The sequence below is a fragment of the Marinobacter aromaticivorans genome (assembly GCF_002806975.1).
Lineage (GTDB): Bacteria > Pseudomonadota > Gammaproteobacteria > Pseudomonadales > Oleiphilaceae > Marinobacter > Marinobacter aromaticivorans.
Genome location: NZ_NIHD01000016.1, coordinates 1 through 23558, shown reverse-complemented (window position 1 = coordinate 23558; position 23558 = coordinate 1). Strand labels below are relative to the sequence as shown.

Sequence of the window (23558 nt, the reverse complement as noted above, 5' to 3'; positions counted from 1 at the left end):
CGGTACTTATCGACGGACACAAGCCCGAACCATAATTACCCTGAACCATAATTACAGAGGAGGCAGATCTACTCCTTCAGGAACCCGAATCTCAAAACCGGATTTCACACTGACCGTTTCGCCGGCCGGCACATTGCGATCCCAGGCTAAAACCCCTTTTTTGTCATCAACATTCCGTTCCACCGGCTCGCTTATCTCCAGCGGCTTGACCGTTAAAGTATCCTGCTGTGACACAGGAAGCCGGTCAAACACGCGAACCTGAACGTCCTTCGAGTGGTGATTGGTAATGTCGAAGCGGTTTTGTCGCCGCTGGACATTTTCACTCTTCCAGATGCCTTCTTCACCGCTGCGCTCAAGCTCGTTCACCACGGCAACCCGGATGCCCTGATCCACGCCGAACCCGAGGGTCAGTTCTTCGCCATCCGCCAGTTCCTGCAAATGGCTTTCACCCACACTCTGGCCATCACGGAAAAGCGTGACCCGACCGGCAGGGACGGGTGCTTCCGCCCTGAAAACCCCGGTCGCGTGCAAATACCCGGTGGTATCCATAACCGGCGCAACCCAGGTGGCAACATCAACGGGTATGAGATGCTCTGCCACTGTGAGCCTCTGGCCCGATGTGCTACTGGGAATATCAACCGATTGCTTTAGCCGATAGCTCTGGGTAAACGTACTCTGGCGTTCGACGACAGCAGCACTCCCCATAATGGATTCTTCCTGCCTGTCGGCCATGGAAACAGACGACTTGGCACGATAGGGCTGGGGTTGTTCCGGGCTGACAACCCACGAATAAACGGGCGGCATTCTCGTGCCTCGCCTGGCATTTGCAGTGGAAAGCTGCAGATCAACATTGTTCCAGTCGGCACCTGTGGTCTGCTGCACCACGGCGAGGTGCTCCAGTGCCACTTCGCCACCTGACGGGCCCTCCATCTCCGTCTGCAAACGAGCCGTGTACTCACTGTGCCAATTGGCTTCCGGTGACTGAAAGCGGAGGGTGACTTGCAGTTCACCACTCTTGGGTACCTCATAGTGCACTCGCACTTTCTTGGTTGCCCTGGCACCCTGCTTAATGCGGGATAACTCCCGGGTTAACCGGTCTCTCAAGGCAATATCGCTTTTCATTTCCTCGCGAATGGTCCGAATCTCGGCCAGCGCGCTCTGGGTTGTATTCTTCAACGCAGTGGCCATGTCATTGAGCTCCGAGGCCGATAGTTCATGGGGAGACTCTGCGGCCTTGCTCATAAGCGTAACCTGCTGATTCCAGGCGCGGATAGCATCTTCCTGCTCCTGAATCCGCAAGCTGACCACTGCCAGCTCATCCCGTAGGCGTCGGGTTTCCCCCGCCACAAATTCAGCCTGTTCCACACGACTGACCTGAACCTGCCGGATCTGCGAGTTTACGATTCCTTCGAGCCCTACCTGGAGGCTCTGATCCTGCAGGCTCACGGGTAATCCTTCTATTTCAAGGGTTCCAGTGCCGGAAGCCACTTCCTCACTGTGCGCCCAGGTGAGTTCTGCATGGGACGGATACAAGGTTACCGCTGTGATCTCCGCCTGAGACATCAACGGCGTAGCCGATAAGGCAATCGCAAGCAGGCTGTGTTTTTTCATTCCGGAAACCCCTGTCGTCAGGTTGGTTTTATTTCAATAGTACTATTCGCCAGGCTCAGGTACATCGTGTTTACTCACACCCTGCTCCCTGGCGATCTCCCTGGCACGGCCCGGGTCATCGTGGTCCGGGCTGAGGGCTTCCTGCGAATGCCCGCGTACTGGCGAAAACACCACACGGGTCAATAACGGGAAATGGTCTGACCCTATGTATGGGAGCCGGGTAATAGATGCAAGTGTAAAGTGATGGCTGTGAAACAGATGGTCAAGTGGCCATCTTAACAGTCGATATTCTGCATGGAATGTACTGTAAAAACCTCGCCCTACCCGTGGGTCCAGCAAGCCGCTGACTTTCCGGAACAGACGCGTAGTCGGCGACCAGGCTACGTCGTTAAGATCTCCCGTTACAATTACAGGCTCGTCACTGTCTGCAGCACGCCGTCCAACAATCACAAGTTCCGCATCCCGTTCCGCCGATTCATCATTTTCCGTAGGACTCGGCGGCGCAGGATGTACAAAGTGAATCCTTACCCTTTCCCCGGAACGCAGCTCGGCCAGAGCGTGCATAGACGGCACCTGTTCTTCAACAAGAAAACACACCTCGGTTTCATGCAGTGGCAACCTTGAGAACACATGCATGCCATAAAGGTTATCGAGCGGGCACTTGATACTGAAGGGCATGGTGAGCTCAAGTGCCGACAGCTGTTCTTCCCACCATTGGTCCGATTCCAGCGTTACCAGAATATCCGGCTTGTGCTCATCAACCAGCGTCAGCAATGCCCGCGCATTACGGTTAGGGGTCAGTACATTGGCGGTCAGTATTGTCAACGTCTGTTCCGGACTTGCGCCCAGCGCATCCTTGACCTCCTTGGGCCAGAACAGTGTATAAGGCAATATCCACCAGAGCTGAGCGACCAGAGAGCCGACCGTTACAAGAACCAGTATCCAGTCGGAAAACCGGTCCATATCCAGAAAGACAAGCTGGGCAGCCAGCAGAGCGGCGGCGGTAATCGCGAACTGCAAACGCGGAAAATCAAAGCTGCGAACGCTCCAGTGGGTGTTTTGCCAAAGAGGCAACAAGGTCGCCAGCGCAATGGCAAGAGTTAAAACGGATAAGGCGATTAACATCAGTGGCCTGACATATCCTGGCGGTAAGAAGAGAGATACAACCGCCCCACCGGCGATCGTGGCTAGTGTGTGCGATACAAGTTAAACGCCTGTGCACCACGATTAAAAACCATATGCCTGCGAAAGGCATAAGTCCAGCCGCCAGGCTTTAACCCGCCTGCGCTCTTGCCTTATGGTGTTGGTGCGAAGCACCAGAAGCCATGCGTTTTACTGAATACGCTGAAAGGCTTCTTTTACATGGCGTGCCAGGGCATCGTTCAACTGGTTGGAACCGCGCCGCACCAATGCCAGTTGATAGGCGCCTATTTCCGGCAGACCCTGATTTCCGATCTCCCTGAGGGGCGAGTGCACAAGACTTTTTGGAAAGGGCGCAACCGCAAGATCGGCCGCCATTGCTGCTTCCTGCCCTGAACAATGTTCGCAGGTGTAGGCAATCCGGTAGGGCGTACCGGACTGTTCAAGTGCCCGCAATGCCATCCTGCGCCAGGCACAACCCTCGTGAGCCACGGCAAGCGGCAAAGGCGTTCGGGAAAAGGCAGATGACGTCTCCCACCCGGCCCAGACCAAAGGCTCCTCATGCACCACCTCGCCACGGATGTCGTGCGTTTCTTCCGCAACAGTTACCAGCGCCATGTCCAGTTCACCCGCATCCAGTCTTGCCAGGTTCTGCTTGCTTGACCCCACAACCACGTTTATTGCAACAGCCGGGTAGGAGCGCGCGAACTCCGCAAGCACCTCGGGCAAAATTCGTGTGCCAACATCGTCCGAAGTACCAATACCAACCTTGCCCTCGAGGGTTGGAGACAGAAAATACCGAACCGCTTCCTCATTCAATCGCAACAGACGGCGACTGTAATCCAGCAGTGCCTCGCCCTCTGCTGTCAGCCGGACCTGCCGGGGTTCACGAATGAAAAGGGGTTTACCAAGGGTGTTTTCCAGCTGTTTGATTTGCATGCTCAGAGCCGAAGGCGTGCGATGCACCAGCTTTGCGGCGCCAGTGAATGTACCGCATTCTGAAATAGCAACGAAGGTTCGAAGTACGTCATTATCAAGCAGCGGAATTGTCATGGAACAGCACCTCAACATAAGCGCTTACGATGTCATGACTTAAGCATAACTGAAGGCAGAGTTAAATTCTTTTCGTTTGATTGAAGGCGATTGGTCGTCCAACCTGACAATGCCCATGGCCGCCATGGGTAGCGGATACAGCGCAAATGAATCAAGCCACATACAGCCTGAAGCAGGTGGAAACAATGTTAGGCGTCAGAAAGAACGAGCAGATCACTGAGCCAAGGCGCTTCTCCTGGATGGAATCCTATTCCCGGCGCCAGAAGTTCAAGCGGATGGCCCACTCATTACTGTCAGAAAAGGACGATGTGCTGTCAGACCTGGGATATTCCAGAACAGACTTGTTCTCCGCCATGAGCCTGCCCTTGCGCAGCGATGCTGCGCAGTATCTGGAGCAGCACCGCAGGTTTACAGGCTAATGCCCGCCCCCGGGCATCGTCATGGTGATGATAGCCTGCAAAACTTTACCTACCGGGCCCTGGCTGTCGAACAGTGTCGTTTCCACCAGACCAGCACCGGTATCATGCATGTGGCTGCGGGCATCCACCCCCAGCCACTCGCCAACCGGGGTGCGGTGCAGGTAGAGACTGACATCAGCGTTAATACAACCCAGGTCACCACTCAGATTGAGTTGACCAACGCCGTTCCCGAAATCACTGAGCGTAGCTGCCATAACTGTGGGGCTGGTTTTAACCCCTTGAACCAGTGGCATTGGCAGTTTAAGCCAGGCAACCCCCTGCCCTTTTGCCTCAACGCCATCGATAATAACGGCTTTAACGGTACTGTGCAGGCCTACCGGGCTATAGAGGTTTTGCCAACCGGCAGCCTCGGAAACGCTGGTGTGGACCGCATACGAGGGAGCCTCGAATTGGGGCGCGGGAAAACGGCCGCAATCCGGAACCCTTACCGGTCTGGTTTCCAGAAAAAGTCCTGTTGCCCTGGCAACCTCAGTATCATCTGCCATTAGCGAAGCCTCCAGAATCCCGAGCCGTTTGCCATCACGGACCACCCTTGTGGACACATGCAACGGCGCATAGGGCGCCGGCCGCAACAAATCCACGGTTAGCCTTGCAAGGTTCAGGTTTGCTCCCCCCAGAGCCTGCTCCAGGGCGTGGGCCATCAACCCAACTACCGGCCCGCCATGCAAATGCCGGGGGCTCCAGGGGCTGCAACACGAAGGGGTTGGTACATATAACTCTAAATCACGTTGAAAAAGCGCCTCACTCATGGGACATCCTTACCAAACACATTCAGCTGATCGATCAGTGACTCACTAACCTGCTCCTGGCTCAAAGCGTCGCCCTGAACCATGATATCAGCATAACGGGAATACAATGCGGAGCGTTCCTGGTAGAGCTCTACCAGTGATTGTTCAGGCCGCTTGGAAATACCTCTCAGACTGTAATCACCGATCCGCGCCACAACAGTATCGAGGGATATGTCCAGAAAAACCACGACACCTGAGTTTTTGAGGTGCTGCATGGCCGCCTCACTGTATACCGCACTGCCGCCGGTGCTGATCACGTGCTTTTCCACATTCAGCTGCAGCAGGACCTCTTCCTCAATATGCCGCAGGGCAAGGTAGCCCTTCTGGTTAACGATATCCTGGAGGGTAGAGCCTGCTTCTTGCTGTATCAGCAAATCCGTGTCGATAAAACCGAGCCCGAGCCGCTTGGCAACCAGCACACCCACGGTACTTTTCCCGCTGCCCGGCATACCGACAAATATGAGGTTTCGGGAACCTGATAGCATCTCAATTCGTCCTTGGTTTCAATTAAAGCCTGATTGTCAGGCCTGCTTTGCATCGGCCCGATGACAGGCTGCAGCGGTGAACAACACATCGGTAGAGGAATTCAGGGCCGTTTCGGCGGAATCCTGAACCACGCTGATAACAAAGCCGATTGCCACTGCCTGCATGGCTACTTCCGCCGGAATGCCAAACAGACTGGTCGCCAGAGGAATCAGAAGCAGTGAACCGCCAGCGACACCGGAAACGCCGCACGCTGCCAGTGCCGAAACCACACACAGCAACAGTGCAGTACCAAAATCCACAGGAATGCCAAGCGTATGGGCGGTAGCCAGAGTGATCACGGAAATAGTAATGGCGGCACCAGCCATGTTTACGGTAGCGCCAAGCGGGATAGAAATAGCGTAGGTGTCGGGATCCAGACTCATGCGCTCGGATAACTCGAGGTTAACGGGAATATTGGCTGCTGAGCTGCGGGTAAAAAACGCGGTAATGGCACTGCCGCGCAGGCATTCAAATACCAGGGGATAAGGATTGCGACGAATCTGCCAGAACACGATCAACGGATTGGTTACCAGCGCCACGAAAAGCATACAGCCAACAATAACGCCAAGCAGTTGGCCATAGCCAAGCAGAGCACCAATGCCCGACTCCGCCAATGTATTGGCAACCAGCCCGAAAATTCCCAGGGGTGCAAGGCGGATAACACCGCGAACGATGCCCGAGATAGCCTCAGACAGATCCTCGAGACCCTGGCGTGTGGAGTTGCTGGCATTGCGCAACATAAAGCCAAGACCAACCGCCCACACCAGTATGGCAATGAAATTTGCCTCCAGAAGCGCTCTGACAGGGTTATTTACCGCACTGAGCACCAGGTTTTTCAGGATTTCGCCGATATTTGACGGTGGATTACCGCTAACACCGCTCAGGTCCAGCGAAAGCTCCGTAGGAATCAGAAAACTGGCAATCACCGCAACCATAGCAGCCGCAAGTGTTCCCACGATATACAGAAGCAACACGCCGCGAATGTGTGTTGGCTGCCCCTGCTTATGGCCGGCAATAGCGGCTGCCACCAACACAAAAACCAGCACCGGCGCTACAGCTTTCAATGCCTTGACAAACAACTGGCCCAGCAGCGCCACCGAGCGCGCAGCCTCAGGCGATATAATGACCAGCAACACACCGGCGACAATGCCCAGGGCAATTTGCGCAACAAGCCCCAGCCGCATTAAAGGTCGAAAAACGGTGCTCAGAGCAGAAAACATGAAAACCTCGCGTTGCAGTTGTAAGGAAATGGATGATGCAGGGGGCACGTATAAGAGTCGCAGAGTTTGCGAGCCCGGATACAGAAGGCACTTGGCGGGTTATGTCGTTGTTCTTCTGCGCAATGGATGGATATCATAGCGTCAGCATTCAATAAAACCAATCTTAGACAACAAGAACATCCGAACCCGTTATGGATGAGCAAGCCCACCTGAGAACCCGCTCCTACCTGGTCGCCCGCCACCAGCACCCGGCCTGGAAACTGCTATCCGCCACCCGTGGGCCTCTGGTGCTCAGCTGTCTGCAGGCATTGCTCGAGCAGAACCGAAATGAAATCCTGCTTGAGGATGCCCAGCAAATGCTAACTGTTTTTGAAAACTACGCAAAAGAGCGTGCGGTAAAGGAGCCACAGCCCGCTCCGGCTGCCGTACCTTCCGGTTTGAACAACAACGAGGCGGAACTTTACAACTTGCTGCTGCAATCAGAACGGGGCAGACTCGAGCAGGAGTTTTTGCCCTCTCATGTTGTCCACAATGCAATTTACAAATGGATTGCAATCTGACGTGTTCCAGGCTGCAGTGTCTGGCACGCCCATTCTTTGACCAGCTGCCACATTAAATTTTCATTAACCACCCGGGAAATCGAATGAAACTTCGGTAGGGTCACTACTGGAGGGTCGTATACCTGTTTATTTTTTACTAGGCTGAAACTGGAATGTAGTCATTTTAACATCCGCAGTTTTCCATCAGACGCGGTGGTAAGCGATGTGACTGCAAACGACTATAATGCATTTTGCGCGCGTATCATTGAGGCTGTCGCCTGCCTGAGGAGCCATTATGTTCGGGTGGCCACGACTTATTTATTTTTGCTTCGCTGCGTTTACACTTCTCTTTGGCGCAGCAGTGCTGACATGGAAACAAAGCTGGCTTCCGCTATGGATGCTGCTTCTCTTTCTCGCATTGGTCGGGGCCAGAGATCTCCGGTCAAAACATAACGTCCTGCGCAATTACCCGATATTGGGCCATATCCGCTACCTGCTTGAGTTTGTGCGCCCGGAGTTACGCCAGTATTTTTTTGAATCCGGCCAAAGCGGACGACCGTTTAACCGTGAGCAGCGAGAGATAGTGAACAAACGGGCCGACGGCAAGGCAGACACAGAGCCGTTTGGAACCCAGCGTGATGTAGGAGGCGCAGGATTTGATTTTGCGCAGCATACAATTGCTCCAAAAACGGTTGATGAGCGCCACGCCAGACTTATGATTGGCGGTCCCCAATGTCGTCTGCCTTACCACTCTTCCCGATTAAACATTTCCGCAATGAGCTTCGGTGCCTTGTCCAGCAATGCTGTTCTGGCGATGAACAAAGGCGCCAAACTGGGGAACTTTGCCCAGGATACGGGCGAAGGTGCAATAAGCCCCTATCATAAGGTTCATGATGGCGATCTTATATGGGAAATCGCAAGCGGTTATTTTGGCTGCCGTACCCGAGATGGGCGATTCGATCCGGAGGATTTCAGAAAAAAAGCATCGTCAGATCAGGTCAAAATGATCGAGATAAAAATATCTCAGGGTGCCAAGCCAGGCCATGGTGGATTGTTGCCGGGCGCAAAAGTAAACAAGGAAATTGCGGAAACCCGTGAGATAGAGCAAGGCAAAGACTGCCTTTCCCCAGCACAGCATCCTGAATTTGACTCCCCTATCGGTTTACTCCGTTTTGTAGCCCGCCTCCGTGAGCTGTGTGGCGGTAAACCCGTTGGTTTTAAGCTCTGCCTGGGGAAACCTGATGAGTTCATGGGCATCTGCAAAGCCATGATAGAGAGCGGCATTCAGCCCGATTTTATTACGGTTGACGGCGCTGAAGGAGGTACAGGCGCCGCGCCTGCAGAATTTGAGGATTTTATTGGCACCTATATCAATGAGGCACTGCCCTTCGTGCACAATTGCCTGACCGGCATTGGCAAACGTGACGAAATCGTGGTGATCGCAAGCGGCAAGGTCGCTTTGGGCTTCGATATGGTAACCAAAATCGCGTTGGGCGCAGACATGTGCAATGCCGCTCGCGCTTTCATGTTTTCCGTGGGTTGTATACAGGCTCAACGGTGTCATACCAATACCTGCCCTACCGGAGTCGCCACCCAGAATCCGGCGCGCACGAAATCACTGGATGTGCCCTCCAAAGCAATACGCGTCAGAAACTTTCATCACGCCACCATCAAATCGTTCCTGGACATTACCGGTGCACTCGGGCTGTCCTCCCCTGACCAGCTTGGCCCTGAGCATATTTATCACCGCTCTGAATCCGGGCCAGCCTGCACGTATCAGGAGTTTCACCCGAAGGTAAACCCGGGCGATTTTCTGACCGGGAAGGTGCCGGCGGTCTACAGCGAAGACTGGGCGAAAGCGAGCTCAGAGCGGTTCTGAAAGCGCCGCGGTATGTATGAATCCAAATCGAGCCGTTTGGTTGTACTTTGTTTGTACGCAACTGCAACGACTTAGCAACGATACAAAGGAGACACTCACATGGGACAGACCGTAAGTGATTTCATTGTTGAGCGCCTGAAAAACTGGGGAATAGAAAGAGTTTACGGATACTCCGGCGATGGCATTAACGGAATGATGTCGGCGCTGAGACGTGCTGAACCAGACATCCGGTTGATTCAACCTCAGCATGAAGAAATCGGGGCATTCATGGCGTGCGCCCATGCCAAATTCACGGGCCAGCCCGGTGTATGCATCTCCACCTCGGGCCCAGGCGCTGTGCATATGCTGAACGGCCTCTATGATGCCAAGAAAGATCACATGCCGGTTGTGGCGATCGTCGGCCAACAAGCACGCATGAGTATCGGCTCGGACTATCAACAGGAAATTGATCTGGGGGCCCTATTCAAGGACGTTGCCGGCGATTATGTTCATATGGTGTCTGACGCCCCCCAGGCACGGCACCTCATTGATCAGGCGATGCGCATCGCCATGGCAAAGCGCACCGTTACCTGCATTATCATACCTAATGATATGCAGGACCTTCCCATGGAAATGCCTCCCGAATCTCACGGCGCGGTCTTTTCGGGTACCGGCTATCGAAAACCATCATGGTTACCTGCGCCCCAGGATCTTGATGACGCTGCCGCGATACTCGACGAGGGCAAGAAAGTTGCCATATTAGCCGGCGCTGGCTGCAAACACGCTGTGGACGAGTTACTGGCGCTGGCAGACAAACTGGGGGCCGGAGTCGCAAAAGCGCTGCTCGCCAAAATGATGGTTCCGGACGACGTCGAATTTGTAACCGGCACCATGGGGCTGCTCGGCACCCGCCCAAGCCAGGATATGATGGATGATTGTGACACCCTCCTGATGGTAGGCACACGCTTCCCCTACGCCGAGTTCCTCCCATCCGCCAGCAAGGTGCGAGCGGTTCAGATTGATATAGACGCGGTGGCGCTGGGGCTGCGCTTCCCCACCGAAGTTAACCTGCATGGTGATGCCAGTTCAACACTCGCAGCGCTAACAGATCGTGTTTCCCGTAAGTCGGATCGCGAATGGCAGAACAGTATTATCAAGAATACCCGCGACTGGTGGCAGCTCATGGGCGAACGAGCCGGTGTATCTGCAAATCCCATTAATCCTCAGCAGGTGTTCTGGTCCCTTAACCAGCGGCTGCCGGATGATGTCATGCTTGCCAGCGACGTTGGCTCTGCCACCAACTGGTATGCCCGATATCTCAAGATCCGCCGCGGTATGCTGGGTACTGTTTCTGGCGGGTTGGCTTCAATGGGCAACGGCATCCCTTACCTTTTGGCAGCAAAACTCGCATATCCCGACCGGCCCGGCATAGCCATGGTAGGTGACGGCGCCATGCAAATGCTTGGCAATCAGGCACTGATTGGCATAGCCAAACACTGGCAGGAATGGGAAGACCCCCGCTGCATTGTGCTGGTGCTCAATAACCGCGACCTCAACCAGGTCACCTGGGAACAACGGGTTATGGAAGGCGACCCCAAATATCCGACCTCGCAGAATATCGCCGATTTCGCCTATGACGACTATGCGGCAATGTTAGGGTTGCAGGGGTTGCGCATGAACAATGCGGAAGATGTAGACAGGGTATGGAATGAAGCACTGAGCGCGTCTTGCCCGGTGGTCATCAATGCCTATGTGGACCCCGAAGTCGGACCGCTTCCACCCCATATCAACCTTGAGCAGGCCAAGGGCTTTCTGTCCTCAATTCTCAAAGGTGACCCCAGCGCTGCACGGATGATCAAACAGGCAGCGAAGCAGGTCACCGCCGGGATTTAATACCTGGAACCACAGTAACAGGACACAGACATATGACTCGTCATGCTGACCATTACCTTCGCGTCGCGCGACGCGTCGAAGACTTGTCAGGGTCATCGATTTTCAGGATCAACACCAAAGCACAAGCGCTGGCATCCAAGGGCCGGGATATTCTTCGCCTTGATGCCGGTGAGCCTGATTTCAACACGCCTGCCCCCATCATCAACGCGGCCAGGAAGGCGCTGGATGAGGGGTATACACGCTATACCCCGATCGACGGCCTGCCGGAGCTGAAAAATGCCATTCGATATAAGCTCAAGCGTGATAACAATCTTTATTATGACGAAGATGAAGTCATGCATACCTGTGGGGCAAAGCAGGCCTTGTTCAATGCGTTTATGACGCTCCTTAATCCATCGGATGAAATCGTTATTCCAACACCCAACTGGGGCACTTACCCCTCGATTGCCACCATCGCCTGGGCCCGCATTATCTATGCGCCCACCTTTCAGAAAGATGGTTTCATTCTTCAGCCCGAGGTGCTTGAAGAATGCCTGTCACAGAGAACCCGTGTTGTGGTGCTCAACACGCCGACCAATCCCACCGGGCAAGTTTACTCTCGGGAAGCATTGTCGGCATTGGGCAACGTACTGCTCAAATATCCGGATGTATTCGTCCTGTCTGACGATATATACGAGCACCTGATTTTTACCGGTGAACCCTACGCCAACATTCTCAATGTATGCCCGTCGCTGAAAAACCGGACAGTGCTCATAAACGGCGTATCGAAGGCCTATGCCATGACGGGATGGCGTGTGGGTTTCGCGGCGGGCCCAGCGCCGCTGATTGCGGAAATGAAGAAGTTTCAGGGTCAAAGTACTTCCCATACCGCTGCCGTCTCCCAGAAAGCCGCAGAAGCAGCATTTAATGGCAACCTGGACGACGTGCATGCAATGGTTCAGGCATTTGCAGAAAGAGCCGCTTTGGTCTCCGAAGGGCTGGCAAAAATCGATGCCATTGATTGTCTCCCCGCCCGGGGCAGCTTTTATTGTTTGCCGAATTTTCAGCGGGTAATCGATTCGCTCGACGATGTTGGCGATGATCAACAGCTCGGCGACTGGCTCCTTGATGAGCTGGGCATCGCCATGGTTCCAGGTTCGGCATTCAACGCTCCCGGCCACATGCGATTGTCATTTGCCGCAGACAAGGAAACCCTGGCGAAGGCAGTCGAGCGCTTGCAAAAGGCATTTGGGTGATTCTCCGCCCCTCCCCGACTATGCTTCAGGTACGAGGCACACCGAACGGAGGCTTTATGAAAACGCTATTGATCAATACAGTCCTGGTGCTTTCCCTGTTCACAAGCGCACCTTTACTGGCACAGGACAAAACCTTGAGAGTCGGAATGTCCGGCCAGTATTTCCCGTTTACCTTCGTAGAGCAGGATGAGCTCAAAGGTTTCGAAGTTGATGTCATGAACGCTCTGGGTAAGGAGATGGGGCGCAAGATTCAGTATGAAACCGCCAACTTCTCCGGCCTGTTTGGCATGCTGCAATCCGGGCGCATCGACACGGTTGCCAACCAGATCACCATCACCGAAGAGCGGAAGAAGGCGTATGTTTTCAGCGATCCCTATGTGTATGACGGCGCACAGGTTGTCACCAGGGAGGGCAATACCGAAATTCGTGGTGTGGAAGACCTTAAGGGTAAAACCGTGGCTGTGAACCTGGGATCCAATTTCGAGGCACTCCTGAAAGCGCTGCCTTATGCGGATCAGATCACCATTAAAACCTATGAGAGCAACCTGGAGCGGGACACCGCCCTGGGGCGCGTGGATGCATTCGTGATGGACCGGGTCAGCGCCAGCCAGATCATCAGAGAGAAGCCTCTTCCTCTTGAACTGGCAGGCCCCACTTTCTCGCAGATCACCAACGCCTACCCGTTCCACGACACCGAAGCCGGGCGCGCCCTGCGGGACGAAGTGAACAAGGCCCTGGAGACCCTGCGTGATAATGGCACCCTGGCGTCCATTTCCGAGAAGTGGTTCGGCACGGACATCACCAAGCCCTGAGGGGCACACCGAGGCCTGATTCCCTATGGACGTGCTGAACGTCGAGTACATGCTTGGCCTGGTACCGGTTCTGCTCCGGTACCTGCCCCTCACCCTGCAACTGGCGGGCATCGGAATGCTGTTTGCTCTGATTCTTGCCTGCCTGTTTGCCGTTGTCCGGGTGCTACGCATTCCGGTGCTGAACCAGCTGACGATCGTGTTCATTTCCTTTTTCAGGGGCACGCCATTGCTGGTGCAATTGTTCCTGTTCTATTACGGGCTGCCCCAGCTGTTCAGCGCACTCACAGTGATTGATGGCATCACGGCCACCATCATGGGCCTGACCATGCATTTTTCCGCCTACATGGCCGAATCCATCCGCGCTGCCATTGTGGGGGTCGACCGCAGCCAGACAGAAGCCGCCCTGTCCATCGGCATGACCAATGGCCAGTTGATGCGCCGGATTGTCCTGCCCCAGGCTACCCGGGTGGCCTTGCCCACTCTGATGAACTACTTCATCGACATGATCAAGGCGACCTCGCTCGCCTTCACCCTGGGCGTTACAGAACTCATGGGCGCCACCCAGAAAGAAGCGGCGGGCAGTTTCCTGTACTTCGAGGCGTTCATTGTTGCCGCCATCATGTACTGGATCGTGGTCGAACTGCTTTCCAAGCTTCAGAACTACCTGGAAACCCGCCTGAACAAGGCCTATAACCGATGATCAAACTGGTGTCACTGAGCAAACATTTTGGCAAGACCGTGGTTCTCGATGGAATCGATCTGACCATTGAGAAGGGCGAAATTGTGGTGATCATAGGCCCGTCGGGAACGGGTAAATCCACGCTGCTGCGTTGTATCAATTTCCTGGAACAGCCCACTTCCGGAACCATGACCGTGGGGGATCTCACGGTGGATGTAAACCGGGCCACCCGGGCAGATATCCTTGCCATGCGGCGGCAAACCGCTTTTGTGTTCCAGAACTATGCACTGTTTGCCAATAAGACGGCACTGCAGAACATCGCTGAGCGCCTGCTGGTGGTGGATAAATGGCCTAAAGAAAAGGCTTACCAAAGGGCTCGGGAGATCCTTGAACAGATCGGCCTGCCCGACAAGGCAGATGCCTACCCCGCTTCCATGTCCGGTGGCCAGCAACAACGGGTTGGCATTGGCCGCGCCATGGCCGCGGGGGCCGAGGTTATCCTGTTTGATGAACCCACATCCTCACTGGATCCGGAATGGGTGGAGGAAGTACTGGGGCTGATGAAACAACTGGCATCAGAACACCAGACCATGATGGTCGTCACCCATGAAATGTCGTTTGCACGGGATGTGGCCGATCGGGTGATCTTTATCGACGGTGGCCGCATTGTGGAACAGGGGCCACCCAGCGAGATGTTCCAAAACCCGAAAGACCCCCGAACCAAGGATTTTCTGAAGAAAATTCTGGCCACCAACCCAACGAAATAAATCGTTAAGAAAAGTCAGGGTGCGATCCTGTTTTTCAGGGTACGGGTGACCGAAGCGGGCAGGCTCGGCAGTGAACGCAGCACCCAGGGCAGGATTTTACGTTTCAATCCGCTCAGTGACTCAGGAACCATGGCCTCAATCAAGTGTGGCCCCGGATGCGACAGGGCATATTCCAGCGCATGATTAAAGGCCTCAGCGGTATCCACCCGCACGCCATGAACACCCATACCCTGTGCCAGCTGGGCAAAGTTCAGCACCGGCCAATTCAGATCCAACTGGGATTTAGCCTTGGCGCCCGCCTCTTCCGCACCTACACGTTCCAGTTCGATGTTCAGCACTGAGTAAGAGGCGTTGTTGAAGATAATACTGGTGACATTCAACTGCTCACGCGCCATGGTCCACAGGGCCTGAATGGTGTACATGGCGGTGCCATCGCCGATCAGCGCAATCACTGGCCGTTCCGGGCAGGCAATCGCAGCACCTACAGCGTTGGGCAGTCCCTGGCCAATGGCGCCACCGGTCAGGGTAATCATGTCGTGGCGTGGCGCGGCTGCGGTCATGGCGTTCAGCATCAGCCCGGACGTGATGGCCTCATCGATAATAATGGCGTTCTCGGGCAGATAGTGGCCAACGGCCTTACAGACTTTGGGTGCCGTAAGGCGACCACGGGGTGCTGAAGGCCTCTGTAGCTGCTGGATTTCGGGTTGGGCTTTGTCGGCGCCCAGTGCATCGGCCAGCTTGGCAAGGCTGGTCCGGGCGTCCTGATCGGGGCGGGACAAGGTATAAACGGTGCAATCATCCGGCACCAGATAACTCTTTTTACCGGGGTAGGCAAAAAAGGATACGGGGGCCTTGCTATCAACCAGAATCAGATTATCGATTTCGGCCAGTTGCACACTTGCCAGTTCCGCAAGATAAGCAATACGCTCAACCGGCGGCAAACCTTGGCCACGTTCCATACGGGTCGGGAAGGTTTCAGCCAAAAGCTTCACACCAGTGGCAGCGGCAATTTTTGCCGCAGCTATCAGGGCGGGCTCCCTCAGGGCCCGGCCACCCAGCAGCAGCGCCGTCTTTTTACCGGAGCGAATGGCATCGAGCACAGACTGAATGGCGCCGTCGTCGGCAGCTGGAGACTCTGCCTGTGCCGGAACGGCGCAGGGGATACCACCTTCTCCCCACGACACATCGGCGGGCAGGATCAGAGTAGCTACCTGGCCGGGCAAACCGCGAGCGGTCGTGATGGCTTCCACGGCATCCTTGCACAATTCGGCGGTGCTTTGTGAAGTGCGGACAAAACCCGGTGACACATTACGGGCGACGGTTTCGATATCCGACTGCAACTGAGCATCATATTTCACATGCACTGTGGCATGATCGCCAACAATGTTTACCACCGGAACCTTGCCTTTGCGGGCATTGTGCAAGTTGGCCAGGCCATTGCCAAGCCCGCAGCCCAGGTGCAACAAAGTTGCGGCAGGTTTATCGGCCATTCGGGCGTAACCGTCGGCCGCACCGGTTGCCACGCCTTCAAACAGTGCCAGCACGGCGCGCATCTTCGGCTCATCATCCAGCGCCGCTACAAAGTGCATTTCGCTGGTGCCGGGATTGCTGAAACAGACTTCAATACCAGCGTCCACCAGGGTTTTCATCAGGGCTTGCGCGCCGTTCATTGGGTATCTCCTTGTTATTGGTTTATCAGCGGTTACGCCAGAGCACAAAGCTCGGCGTTCGACTGGTAACTGCTCTGCATCAAATGCAGGATAAAATGGATCGTGCTGCGGCCCGAGCGGTCAGGATACAGCCAGGCAAAAAAGTACCTTCCAGAGAGCGTTTGCCATTGCAGCCGCCCCCACCAAAACCGGCGGCTTCACCAACACAATAGAGCCCGGGAATAGGCTGATCGTCGGCGCCAAGCACACGGGACATCAGGTCGGTACGCAAACCGCCAAGGCTTTTGCGGGTAATCAATTGCATGCGAATAGCGATAAACGGCCCTGCGCCGGGCTTTTGTAAGGGGGCTGGCTTGCAGGTGCGTAGTCTGTCTGGCCCCCACTGGCGGGCATGCAGTATACGGCGGATCTGATCATCGTTTTCCAGCTTGCTGCCGGCGGCAAAGTTTGCATCGAAAGCATCTACCGTAGCCTGTAATGTGGCCGGGGCAACATCGTGGGAGCGGGTCAGCGCATTCATTTTTCCGGCCAGCTCACCGAGTGTATCCGCAACGAGAAAATCATCGCTTTCACGGGCCATCTGCTTGACCAGGTTATGGTTGCCGGTCAGGGTCTCGAACACGAAGCGGACCAACTGCTTGTCCCGTATTCGCTGGTTATGCTCAGCTCCGGAGATCGCAAATTCCTTGGCTGCAATGCGCCAGTTCAACAGATGCCAGGTCCAGGGTTGTTCCTGCTCGGCAACACGCTGGCAAAGCCAGTGCGTGTCAAAGCCGGTTACCAGCGGTTCCGGACCAATCCGCTTGCCTCTATGATCCAGCCACAGGGCGGACTTGCAAGGAATGGTCGATAAGCCATGGCCTTCAAAGTGCGGATAAGGGTGGCGAAAACCGGCGGCGTAGTTCCACATTTCTCCTGCGTTGACGATATGCCCGCCCACCTTGCTGGCTACTTCGTGGTGCAGTTTGCCATCGGCGTAAGGGTGGGCCCCATTCAGCATGGTTTTTGGCATGGATCGGTCTTTCGGCCAGTTGACGCGGGCCTGTTGATGGCTGCCGTTGATTCCGCCCGTCGCCACCACTACTCTGTTGGCGGTAAAACTAACCTGCTCACCGGTTTCGTCATTGGTGCCGCTGGCGCCGGTAACACGCCCATCACTGCACTCCAGCGAGTCAATGCTGTGGCGGTGAAGAATTTTGAGGCGATTGTCCTTACCGGCATCCCGCATGGCCGCAATCAGCGTGCGGGTAAGCTCCCGGGATGTTCCGTACACTATGTGATAGCGCGGTACACTGTTGCCTTCGCCTAACCGGCCTCGCTCAACCCAGTTCACCGCAGGCAGAAATCTGATGCCTTCAGTCTTCAGCCAGTCGTACACCTCACTACAGCAGTTCTCTACGTAGTAACGGGCCCAGGCCAGGGAGTGCTCGTCACGGGTATCCAGCTCACCAAAGCTGATCCAGTCTTTCAGGGCGCGCTCAGGGCTATCCGGAATGCCCTTTTTACGTTGCAACGGTGTACCAACCAGAGCCATCCCGCCAAATGCCCACAATGCCAGCCCACCCAGGCGCTCCGGCGTATCCCTGTCCACCAGCGTAACGGTTTTTCCAGCCCGCAGCAGTTCCATCGCGGTGACGATACCGGCAATTCCGCCCCCGATAACCAGTGTGTCTGTGGCAATGTGGTTGGCCATTAAAAAGCTCCTCCGGGCTTGTAGGACATCAGCTTAATTGGCCCTAAGGATACCCAGAATAAAACAGATCAGCTTCAATTTCTTGAGTAAATGAGAACCACGTTTGACGGCAAAGCGGTGTGGTTTCGCCGGGGGTAAATCCTGACGACACCGCTCTGGTGTCATTCAGTCGTGCCTTTAAGAAAGGAAAGGATGCAGAGAGGATATTGGAAGCGCCCTGTGGGCGCTCCCGTACAGTGTGGCTCACTCAGTCGCCTGTTCGATTTCATCACCCATTTTTTCAGCGCCTTGCTTGACGTTGTACCAAGCTGAAGAAGTTGCCTCTTTCGTATTTTCCCAGGCACTTTCACTGATGTCCTTGGTATTTTCCCAGGCCTTTTGCAAACTAAGGCGCGTTTGGTTCCACCAGTCCTCGTTGTACTCGGGTAATTGTTTGAGTTCGTCCTGAGTCATTTCCATATGGACCTCATACTCAACGTCATCAAAGCTGTTCTTTCCCGAGGCGGTTACAACAGTAAAGGTGCCGCGCTCGGCAACGATAACACTGCCACCTGTACCAAGTATTTCTCCTGTCTCAATGACCAGGGAATGTACTGACATATCATTGCCCATCAGGATGTCTTCGACTTCGCCGATCTCTTTACCAGTGCTATCAAATACGTCCGCATCGTTAAGATCGTCCATGGAATATAGCCCTTCTGCTGCAAACGCGGGAAGGCTCATAACCGCTCCGCCTGCGAGGAGAGAGACACCGACTGTGTGAATAATAAGTTTGTGCATCATCCTGCTCCTTTATCACGTTACGTTACTTTTGCTACCGCCCGAAGCTGAACTCCGCTACGAGCGGCGGTGTAGGTATATGTGATCAATAGCCGGATCCGCTGATTCGGCGCACTTCAACTGCGTCACACAGTTCAAACTAACAAAGGACATGGCTACGGCCAAATGACGCTCCGGTAATGGATATGGACGTCATTCCCCCTTGGTTCGAACCCAGCGATTTCCATCTTTATGGTATTTCTGTTTCACAGCGGCCCACGCCACCTTGTGAGCTGTCTCCTCACGATCTTCATTCCCGCGACGATCTTCGGGATCTTTGTATTCATCCCAGGCTGAGTTAAATGCTTTCCGGTAGATTTCCTGAGCGTGGCTCGGCAAGTTATCAGTAACACTATCCGGAAGCTCGGATTTTTTTGAATATGGCATAGCGTCCCCCTTTATTACGATTACAATAATGATTGATACACTAAATAAAACCCAGCACATTTAAATTAATTAATACTGCAATAACAATCGGCCTCGCTTATAGCTCCAATCCACGTTTGAATGGAATCATCGGTAATGCTCCTGGCTTCCGTTAACATTACGTTATTTTGACAACCACCATCGCGGTGCTATAAGAATATATCCTGAATAACGGCTTATGTTTCACCCGAATCAGAGGATAACGCTATTATGGCTGCACCACTGAACAGTAAAACGATTGCCTTTCTGGCAACGGATGGTGTTGAACAAATTGAGTTGACTCGCCCCTGGAAAGACTTGCAAGGAGCGGGAGCGAACTTACACCTCATCTCGTTGAAAAAGGATGACATTCAAGCGTTTCATCACCTCGATAAAGCCCATACTTTTCCCGTCGATAAAGTTGTGACGGACGTCAACGCGAATGATTACGACGCGCTGGTCTTGCCTGGTGGAGTTGCCAATCCCGACGCTCTGCGGCAGGACAGGGATGCAGTTTCTTTTGTGAAGCATTTTTTTAACAGCCACAAGCCGGTCGCAGCAATCTGCCACGCTCCCTGGCTGCTTATTGAAGCTGACGTGGTGAAAGGCAGAACCCTGACCTCATTTCCGAGCTTGCAAACCGACATTCAAAATGCCGGCGGCAAATGGGTTGATGAAGAAATGTGCGATGATAACGGGCTGATCACCAGCCGCAATCCGCAGGACCTGGACGCGTTCTGCGCCCGCATTTTGGAGGTTCTTTCTCAGGTTTGACAGGTTGCCGTGGTGGGATTGCCCACGCTCACAGACTGGTGCCTCACCAGACTTTCGCTCCCGCTCATTCACACACGGGAGCGAAGTGTTTGGCCTGATACCTGCCGAAACACTACACTGGCCATTACGACCTATTGTGAGGCATAAAAACGGATGATGTCAGAACAAGCGGGCTTGGCAGCCACCTCTACCCTTGATTTTCTTCCGAATGAAGGTGAGATGGGCCGAATAATGCGTCACCACGATTGGTCGAAGAGCATAATCGGCTGGCCCCACCAATGGCCGCAATCCCTGCGCACCATAGTGAGCCTGATATTGAATAGCACACAACCGATGGCGGTGATGTGGGGCGAACACGGTGCCTGCCTCTACAATGACGCGTTTCGTAATTCCCTCCCCCCCAAACAGCACCCCGGCTCCCTTGGGCAACCGGTAAAAGAGGTATGGAAAGAGCTGTGGCATATGATCGGTTCAAGCTTCGAGCAGGCCATCATCGGCAAAGGCAAAATTGAACCTGTAAGCCGCACACATATTGTCACATGCGTTGGCGGCCAGGAGGAAGTTAACTGGACATACAGCTTCAGCCCGGTAGACGATCAGGCCGCCCCGCACGGGATCGGGGGCGTTGTCGTGACGTGTACTGAAAACTCGGATCTTGCCTACTCCGTGAAAGCACTCCGCGCAAAATGTGACCGATTGACTCAAATGTTTAACAAAGCCTCGGCGTTTATGGCTTTAACGAGCGGGCCGAATCACAGAGTCGAGTTTTTCAACCCGAGTTATGACCAGGTTGTAGGGCACCGTCCTGTAATTGGCCGCTTTGTGGCAGAAGCCTTGCCTGAAACCGTGGAGCAGGGCTTTGTGCGCATTATGGACCGGGTCTTTGCCACCGGGAAGGCGTACACCGCAGAACGCGCCAGCTATAAGGTACAGTTAACTCCGGACGCCCCGGTCACCGAGCGTATAACCAATTTCATGTACCAACCTGTGCTGGGGCCAGATGGTAAGGTCAACGCCATTTTCGTGGAAGGAACCGATATTACCGAGGAGGTGCGCGTTCAGGAGGAGCTGGAGCGAGTCAACAGCGAACTGGCCTTTACATTACGCCGCCTGAAAGCAATTGAGCAGCGCAAAAGCTTTCGCTTGAAGCTGACGGACCGGCTTCGCTCGCTGGATGATCCTGACGAACTTGCGGTAGCAGCGGCAGAGCTACTCGGTCGCTTTCTGGGCGTCACCCGGGTATTTTATGGGGATTTCACGAACTCCGGCGATGGTGTGATCGTAAGGTCGGGCTGGACCAGAGATGGCGCAGAATCAATGATTGGCCAAACACTCCTGTTGGATGATTTTGGCCCAGAGGTGGCTTCTCACATACGAGCGGGAGAGCCTTTTGCGCTTGGCGACGTTAACACAGACGAACGGTCTGTCGCTTACGCCGATGCCTATCTGGAAAGAGACATCAAGGCTGTGCTGGCTCTTCCTATCACCAAGTCTGGCTCATGGCGAGTTTTGTTGGGGCTCCACGACTCCAAAGTTCATCATTGGTCCCAGGAAGAAATTACCCTGGCCCAGGACGTGGTGGACCGAACATGGTCTGCCATTGAGTCTGCGCGCGCCCATGCTGAACTTCGACGTGAGCGTGATTACAGCAAATACATTCTGGACAGCATGACGGAAGGTTTCGCTTCCATCTCTGCCGACTGGACCATGACCCATTACAACGCTGAAGCATCGCGCATCTCCCAAATCCCCATTTCCGATGTGGTCGGGAGGAACCACTGGGAAGTCTGGCCGGAACTTAAAGGCACTGCGGTGGAAGATCTGTATGTGCGGGTCAGACAAACCCGAAAATCAAGTACGACTGAAGTATCGCATGCCCCGCCCGATGGCGAGCAGGTCTGGCTGGAGATCAGGGCATACCCCGCACTTGATGGCGGGCTTGCAGTATTTTTCCGGGATATTACCGAGCGCAAGATGATCGACGAAGAAATTCGTCACGCCTCATTGCATGACCCTCTAACAGGTTTGCCGAACCGCGCCATGCTATTTGAGTATGCCTCTCACATGCTCCCCCATAACCAACGCGCCTCCAAGGGTGCAGCCGTATTATTTCTGGACCTGGACGACTTCAAGCCTATCAACGACACGCACGGGCATGATGTCGGCGACAAAGTACTCAAAGAGGTATCCAGGAGACTCTCACGAACCTTGCGGGCTGAAGACCTGGTAATCAGAATGGGCGGCGACGAATTTGTCGTTCTCCTGCAGGATATAGATACCTCAGCCTCTGCAGCTGATGTGGCCCGTAATATTACCAAAACCATCAGTGAACCTTACGAGATTGGGGAATTGTCGCTGTCAGTTTCAACGTCCATCGGCATCAGTATGTTTCCAGAAAATGGCGACGACATTGATACGTTAGTGAGCCATGCTGATGCAGCGATGTATGAAGCCAAACAAGAAGGCCGAAATAATTTTCAATTCTATTCCTCAGCGCTTACTGCCGACACACAACAACAAAACAGTATTGAACAAACGCTAAAACTGGCACTTAATACGAATTCGCTTCAGCTATTTTATCAGCCAATCGTCGACATCAACACTTGTAAGTTGATGAGTGTCGAAGCCCTGTTACGTATAAAAAACAGCGAGCTAGGTCCAGAGCAGTTCGTCCCGGTTGCAGAAGCTTCAGGCCTCATTAATCCCATAGGTCGTTGGGTCCTGAAGGAGGCAGCGCGCCAGTCTGCGGCCTGGACCGCCAATGGACTGCCAGCCATTCCCATCGCAGTGAATGTATCGGCCGTCGAATTTCGACATCGGGAGTTCGTTGATCGCTTTGAGCAACTGATCCATGAGCACTCATTGGAACCAGCACTACTAGAACTCGAACTTACTGAAACTGCGGTGATACACAACCGCGAACACGCAATCGCGTCACTGTCACGCCTGAGGGCTTTGGGTATCACCGTATCGCTGGATGATTTTGGTACCGGGCAATCCAGCCTCGCATCCCTTAATGGCCTGCCCCTGGACAAGATAAAGATAGACAAATCATTGATTTCAAAATTAAAAACAAACCCGGACAGTCGTGCTATAACCGACGCGATGCTTACACTGGGGCTTTCAAGGGAGCTTCAAGTAATCGCCGAAGGCACCGAAACGTCTGCGGCCCTCGATTATGTTCAGTCCAGGGGATTTACACAGGCGCAAGGCTTCTTTTTTTGCGAGCCCCTGTTAGGGGAGGCTTTTGAATCATGGTATCTGGCACGGGTTAACAGCGAAAAACGGCTAAATAATGAACAGCAGATCTGAATATGACCTGGTAGCCTGAGAAGCCAGAAGTACAAGCACGGGGGCCAGTTCAGCAGGTTGCGCAGGGCGAGCCAAAAGAGTGTTTGCTCCAAACTCAGGTGATCATAATGCGCGCAAAGGTAGTGCAACTCCAATCGCAATAAAAATACCTCCGCAGACTCGATTGAAGCGGTGTTTTTCAAGATAGTTGGCACTGTTTCTGTGTTTAAGCCGCGTCTTTTTCTACCGTACGCTTCACCGGATTCAGTGTCGTTGGCCCAACGGGCTCGCAATTTCTGACCTGGCG

General features: G+C 54.2%; 20 protein-coding genes. 10 read left to right on the top strand and 10 right to left on the bottom strand.

The features are described from left to right. Nucleotides 1-51: 51 nt before the first annotated feature. From CDH48_RS16910 to CDH48_RS16900, 3 genes are all read right to left on the bottom strand, one after another. A complete protein-coding gene (locus tag CDH48_RS16910; protein ID WP_100689915.1) occupies nucleotides 52-1611 on the bottom strand; it encodes a DUF4139 domain-containing protein in 1560 nt (519 codons plus the stop codon). Between the two features lie 42 nt (nucleotides 1612-1653). Next, on the bottom strand, nucleotides 1654-2736 hold the full coding sequence (locus CDH48_RS16905) for an endonuclease/exonuclease/phosphatase family protein (RefSeq protein ID WP_100689914.1): 1083 nt from the start codon (nucleotides 2734-2736) through the stop codon (nucleotides 1654-1656). Nucleotides 2737-2943: 207 nt separating this feature from the next. After that, nucleotides 2944-3804 (bottom strand): LysR substrate-binding domain-containing protein, encoded by an 861-nt coding sequence (locus CDH48_RS16900; RefSeq protein ID WP_100689913.1) that lies wholly within the window; start codon nucleotides 3802-3804, stop codon nucleotides 2944-2946. 146 nt (nucleotides 3805-3950) lie between these two features. Here CDH48_RS16900 and CDH48_RS16895 point away from each other — a divergent pair, with 146 nt between their 5' ends. After that, a complete protein-coding gene (locus CDH48_RS16895) occupies nucleotides 3951-4223 on the top strand; it encodes a hypothetical protein (protein ID WP_227521142.1) in 273 nt (90 codons plus the stop codon). On the opposite strand, the gene CDH48_RS16890 is transcribed toward CDH48_RS16895, so the two are convergent. The 3 genes from CDH48_RS16890 to sstT are packed head-to-tail and all read right to left on the bottom strand — an operon-like array spanning nucleotide 4220 to nucleotide 6816. After that, nucleotides 4220-5032, bottom strand: a complete 813-nt coding sequence (locus tag CDH48_RS16890) for a thioesterase family protein (RefSeq protein WP_100689912.1) — start codon at nucleotides 5030-5032, stop codon at nucleotides 4220-4222. The two genes, CDH48_RS16895 and CDH48_RS16890, sit on opposite strands and share 4 nt — an antisense overlap. Next, entirely contained in the window at nucleotides 5029-5556 is a 528-nt protein-coding gene (locus CDH48_RS16885) for a shikimate kinase (RefSeq protein ID WP_100689911.1), read from the bottom strand. Before CDH48_RS16885 ends, CDH48_RS16890 begins: the two co-directional genes overlap by 4 nt. Nucleotides 5557-5592: 36 nt before the next feature. Continuing rightward, the gene (gene sstT, locus CDH48_RS16880; RefSeq protein ID WP_100689910.1) at nucleotides 5593-6816 is read right to left on the bottom strand and encodes a serine/threonine transporter SstT; all 1224 of its coding nucleotides are present in this window, start codon (nucleotides 6814-6816) and stop codon (nucleotides 5593-5595) included. Between the two features lie 191 nt (nucleotides 6817-7007). Between sstT and CDH48_RS19250 the strand changes: the two genes are divergently transcribed. From CDH48_RS19250 to CDH48_RS16845, 7 genes are all read left to right on the top strand, one after another. Next, on the top strand, nucleotides 7008-7376 hold the full coding sequence (locus tag CDH48_RS19250; RefSeq protein WP_198515523.1) for a DUF3375 family protein: 369 nt from the start codon (nucleotides 7008-7010) through the stop codon (nucleotides 7374-7376). A 274-nt stretch (nucleotides 7377-7650) separates the two neighbouring features. Beyond that, a complete protein-coding gene (locus tag CDH48_RS16870; protein WP_100689909.1) occupies nucleotides 7651-9234 on the top strand; it encodes an FMN-binding glutamate synthase family protein in 1584 nt (527 codons plus the stop codon). A gap of 99 nt (nucleotides 9235-9333) precedes the next feature. Then, entirely contained in the window at nucleotides 9334-11106 is a 1773-nt protein-coding gene (locus tag CDH48_RS16865; protein ID WP_100689908.1) for a thiamine pyrophosphate-requiring protein, read from the top strand. Between the two features lie 32 nt (nucleotides 11107-11138). After that, nucleotides 11139-12341 (top strand): pyridoxal phosphate-dependent aminotransferase, encoded by a 1203-nt coding sequence (locus CDH48_RS16860; RefSeq protein ID WP_100689907.1) that lies wholly within the window; start codon nucleotides 11139-11141, stop codon nucleotides 12339-12341. 56 nt (nucleotides 12342-12397) lie between these two features. Then, entirely contained in the window at nucleotides 12398-13153 is a 756-nt protein-coding gene (locus tag CDH48_RS16855; RefSeq protein ID WP_100689906.1) for an amino acid ABC transporter substrate-binding protein, read from the top strand. Nucleotides 13154-13178: 25 nt separating this feature from the next. Next, nucleotides 13179-13853, top strand: a complete 675-nt coding sequence (locus CDH48_RS16850) for an amino acid ABC transporter permease (RefSeq protein ID WP_100689905.1) — start codon at nucleotides 13179-13181, stop codon at nucleotides 13851-13853. Next, nucleotides 13850-14599: an amino acid ABC transporter ATP-binding protein gene (locus CDH48_RS16845; protein ID WP_100689904.1), complete on the top strand. Its 750-nt coding sequence runs from the start codon at nucleotides 13850-13852 to the stop codon at nucleotides 14597-14599. The genes CDH48_RS16850 and CDH48_RS16845 overlap by 4 nt, the downstream gene beginning before the upstream one ends. 14 nt (nucleotides 14600-14613) lie before the next feature. Here the strand turns inward: CDH48_RS16845 and CDH48_RS16840 are convergent, their stop codons facing one another. The 4 genes from CDH48_RS16840 to CDH48_RS16825 all read right to left on the bottom strand — a co-directional run bounded on the left by CDH48_RS16840 (nucleotide 14614) and on the right by CDH48_RS16825 (nucleotide 19168). Further along, a complete protein-coding gene (locus tag CDH48_RS16840) occupies nucleotides 14614-16269 on the bottom strand; it encodes an acetolactate synthase large subunit (RefSeq protein ID WP_100689903.1) in 1656 nt (551 codons plus the stop codon). Between the two features lie 79 nt (nucleotides 16270-16348). After that, complete coding sequence (locus tag CDH48_RS16835) at nucleotides 16349-17962, bottom strand: FAD-binding dehydrogenase (RefSeq protein WP_100689902.1); 1614 nt, start codon at nucleotides 17960-17962, stop codon at nucleotides 16349-16351. A gap of 243 nt (nucleotides 17963-18205) precedes the next feature. Next, nucleotides 18206-18745 (bottom strand): PRC-barrel domain-containing protein, encoded by a 540-nt coding sequence (locus tag CDH48_RS16830; RefSeq protein ID WP_100689901.1) that lies wholly within the window; start codon nucleotides 18743-18745, stop codon nucleotides 18206-18208. 189 nt (nucleotides 18746-18934) lie between these two features. After that, nucleotides 18935-19168, bottom strand: coding sequence for a ChaB family protein (locus CDH48_RS16825; RefSeq protein WP_100689900.1), 234 nt, complete (start codon nucleotides 19166-19168; stop codon nucleotides 18935-18937). A 249-nt stretch (nucleotides 19169-19417) separates the two neighbouring features. Here CDH48_RS16825 and CDH48_RS16820 point away from each other — a divergent pair, with 249 nt between their 5' ends. Continuing rightward, a complete protein-coding gene (locus CDH48_RS16820; RefSeq protein ID WP_188437803.1) occupies nucleotides 19418-19960 on the top strand; it encodes a type 1 glutamine amidotransferase domain-containing protein in 543 nt (180 codons plus the stop codon). Nucleotides 19961-20113: 153 nt separating this feature from the next. Continuing rightward, nucleotides 20114-23272: an EAL domain-containing protein gene (locus CDH48_RS16815; RefSeq protein WP_100689899.1), complete on the top strand. Its 3159-nt coding sequence runs from the start codon at nucleotides 20114-20116 to the stop codon at nucleotides 23270-23272. Nucleotides 23273-23558: the final 286 nt, after the last annotated feature.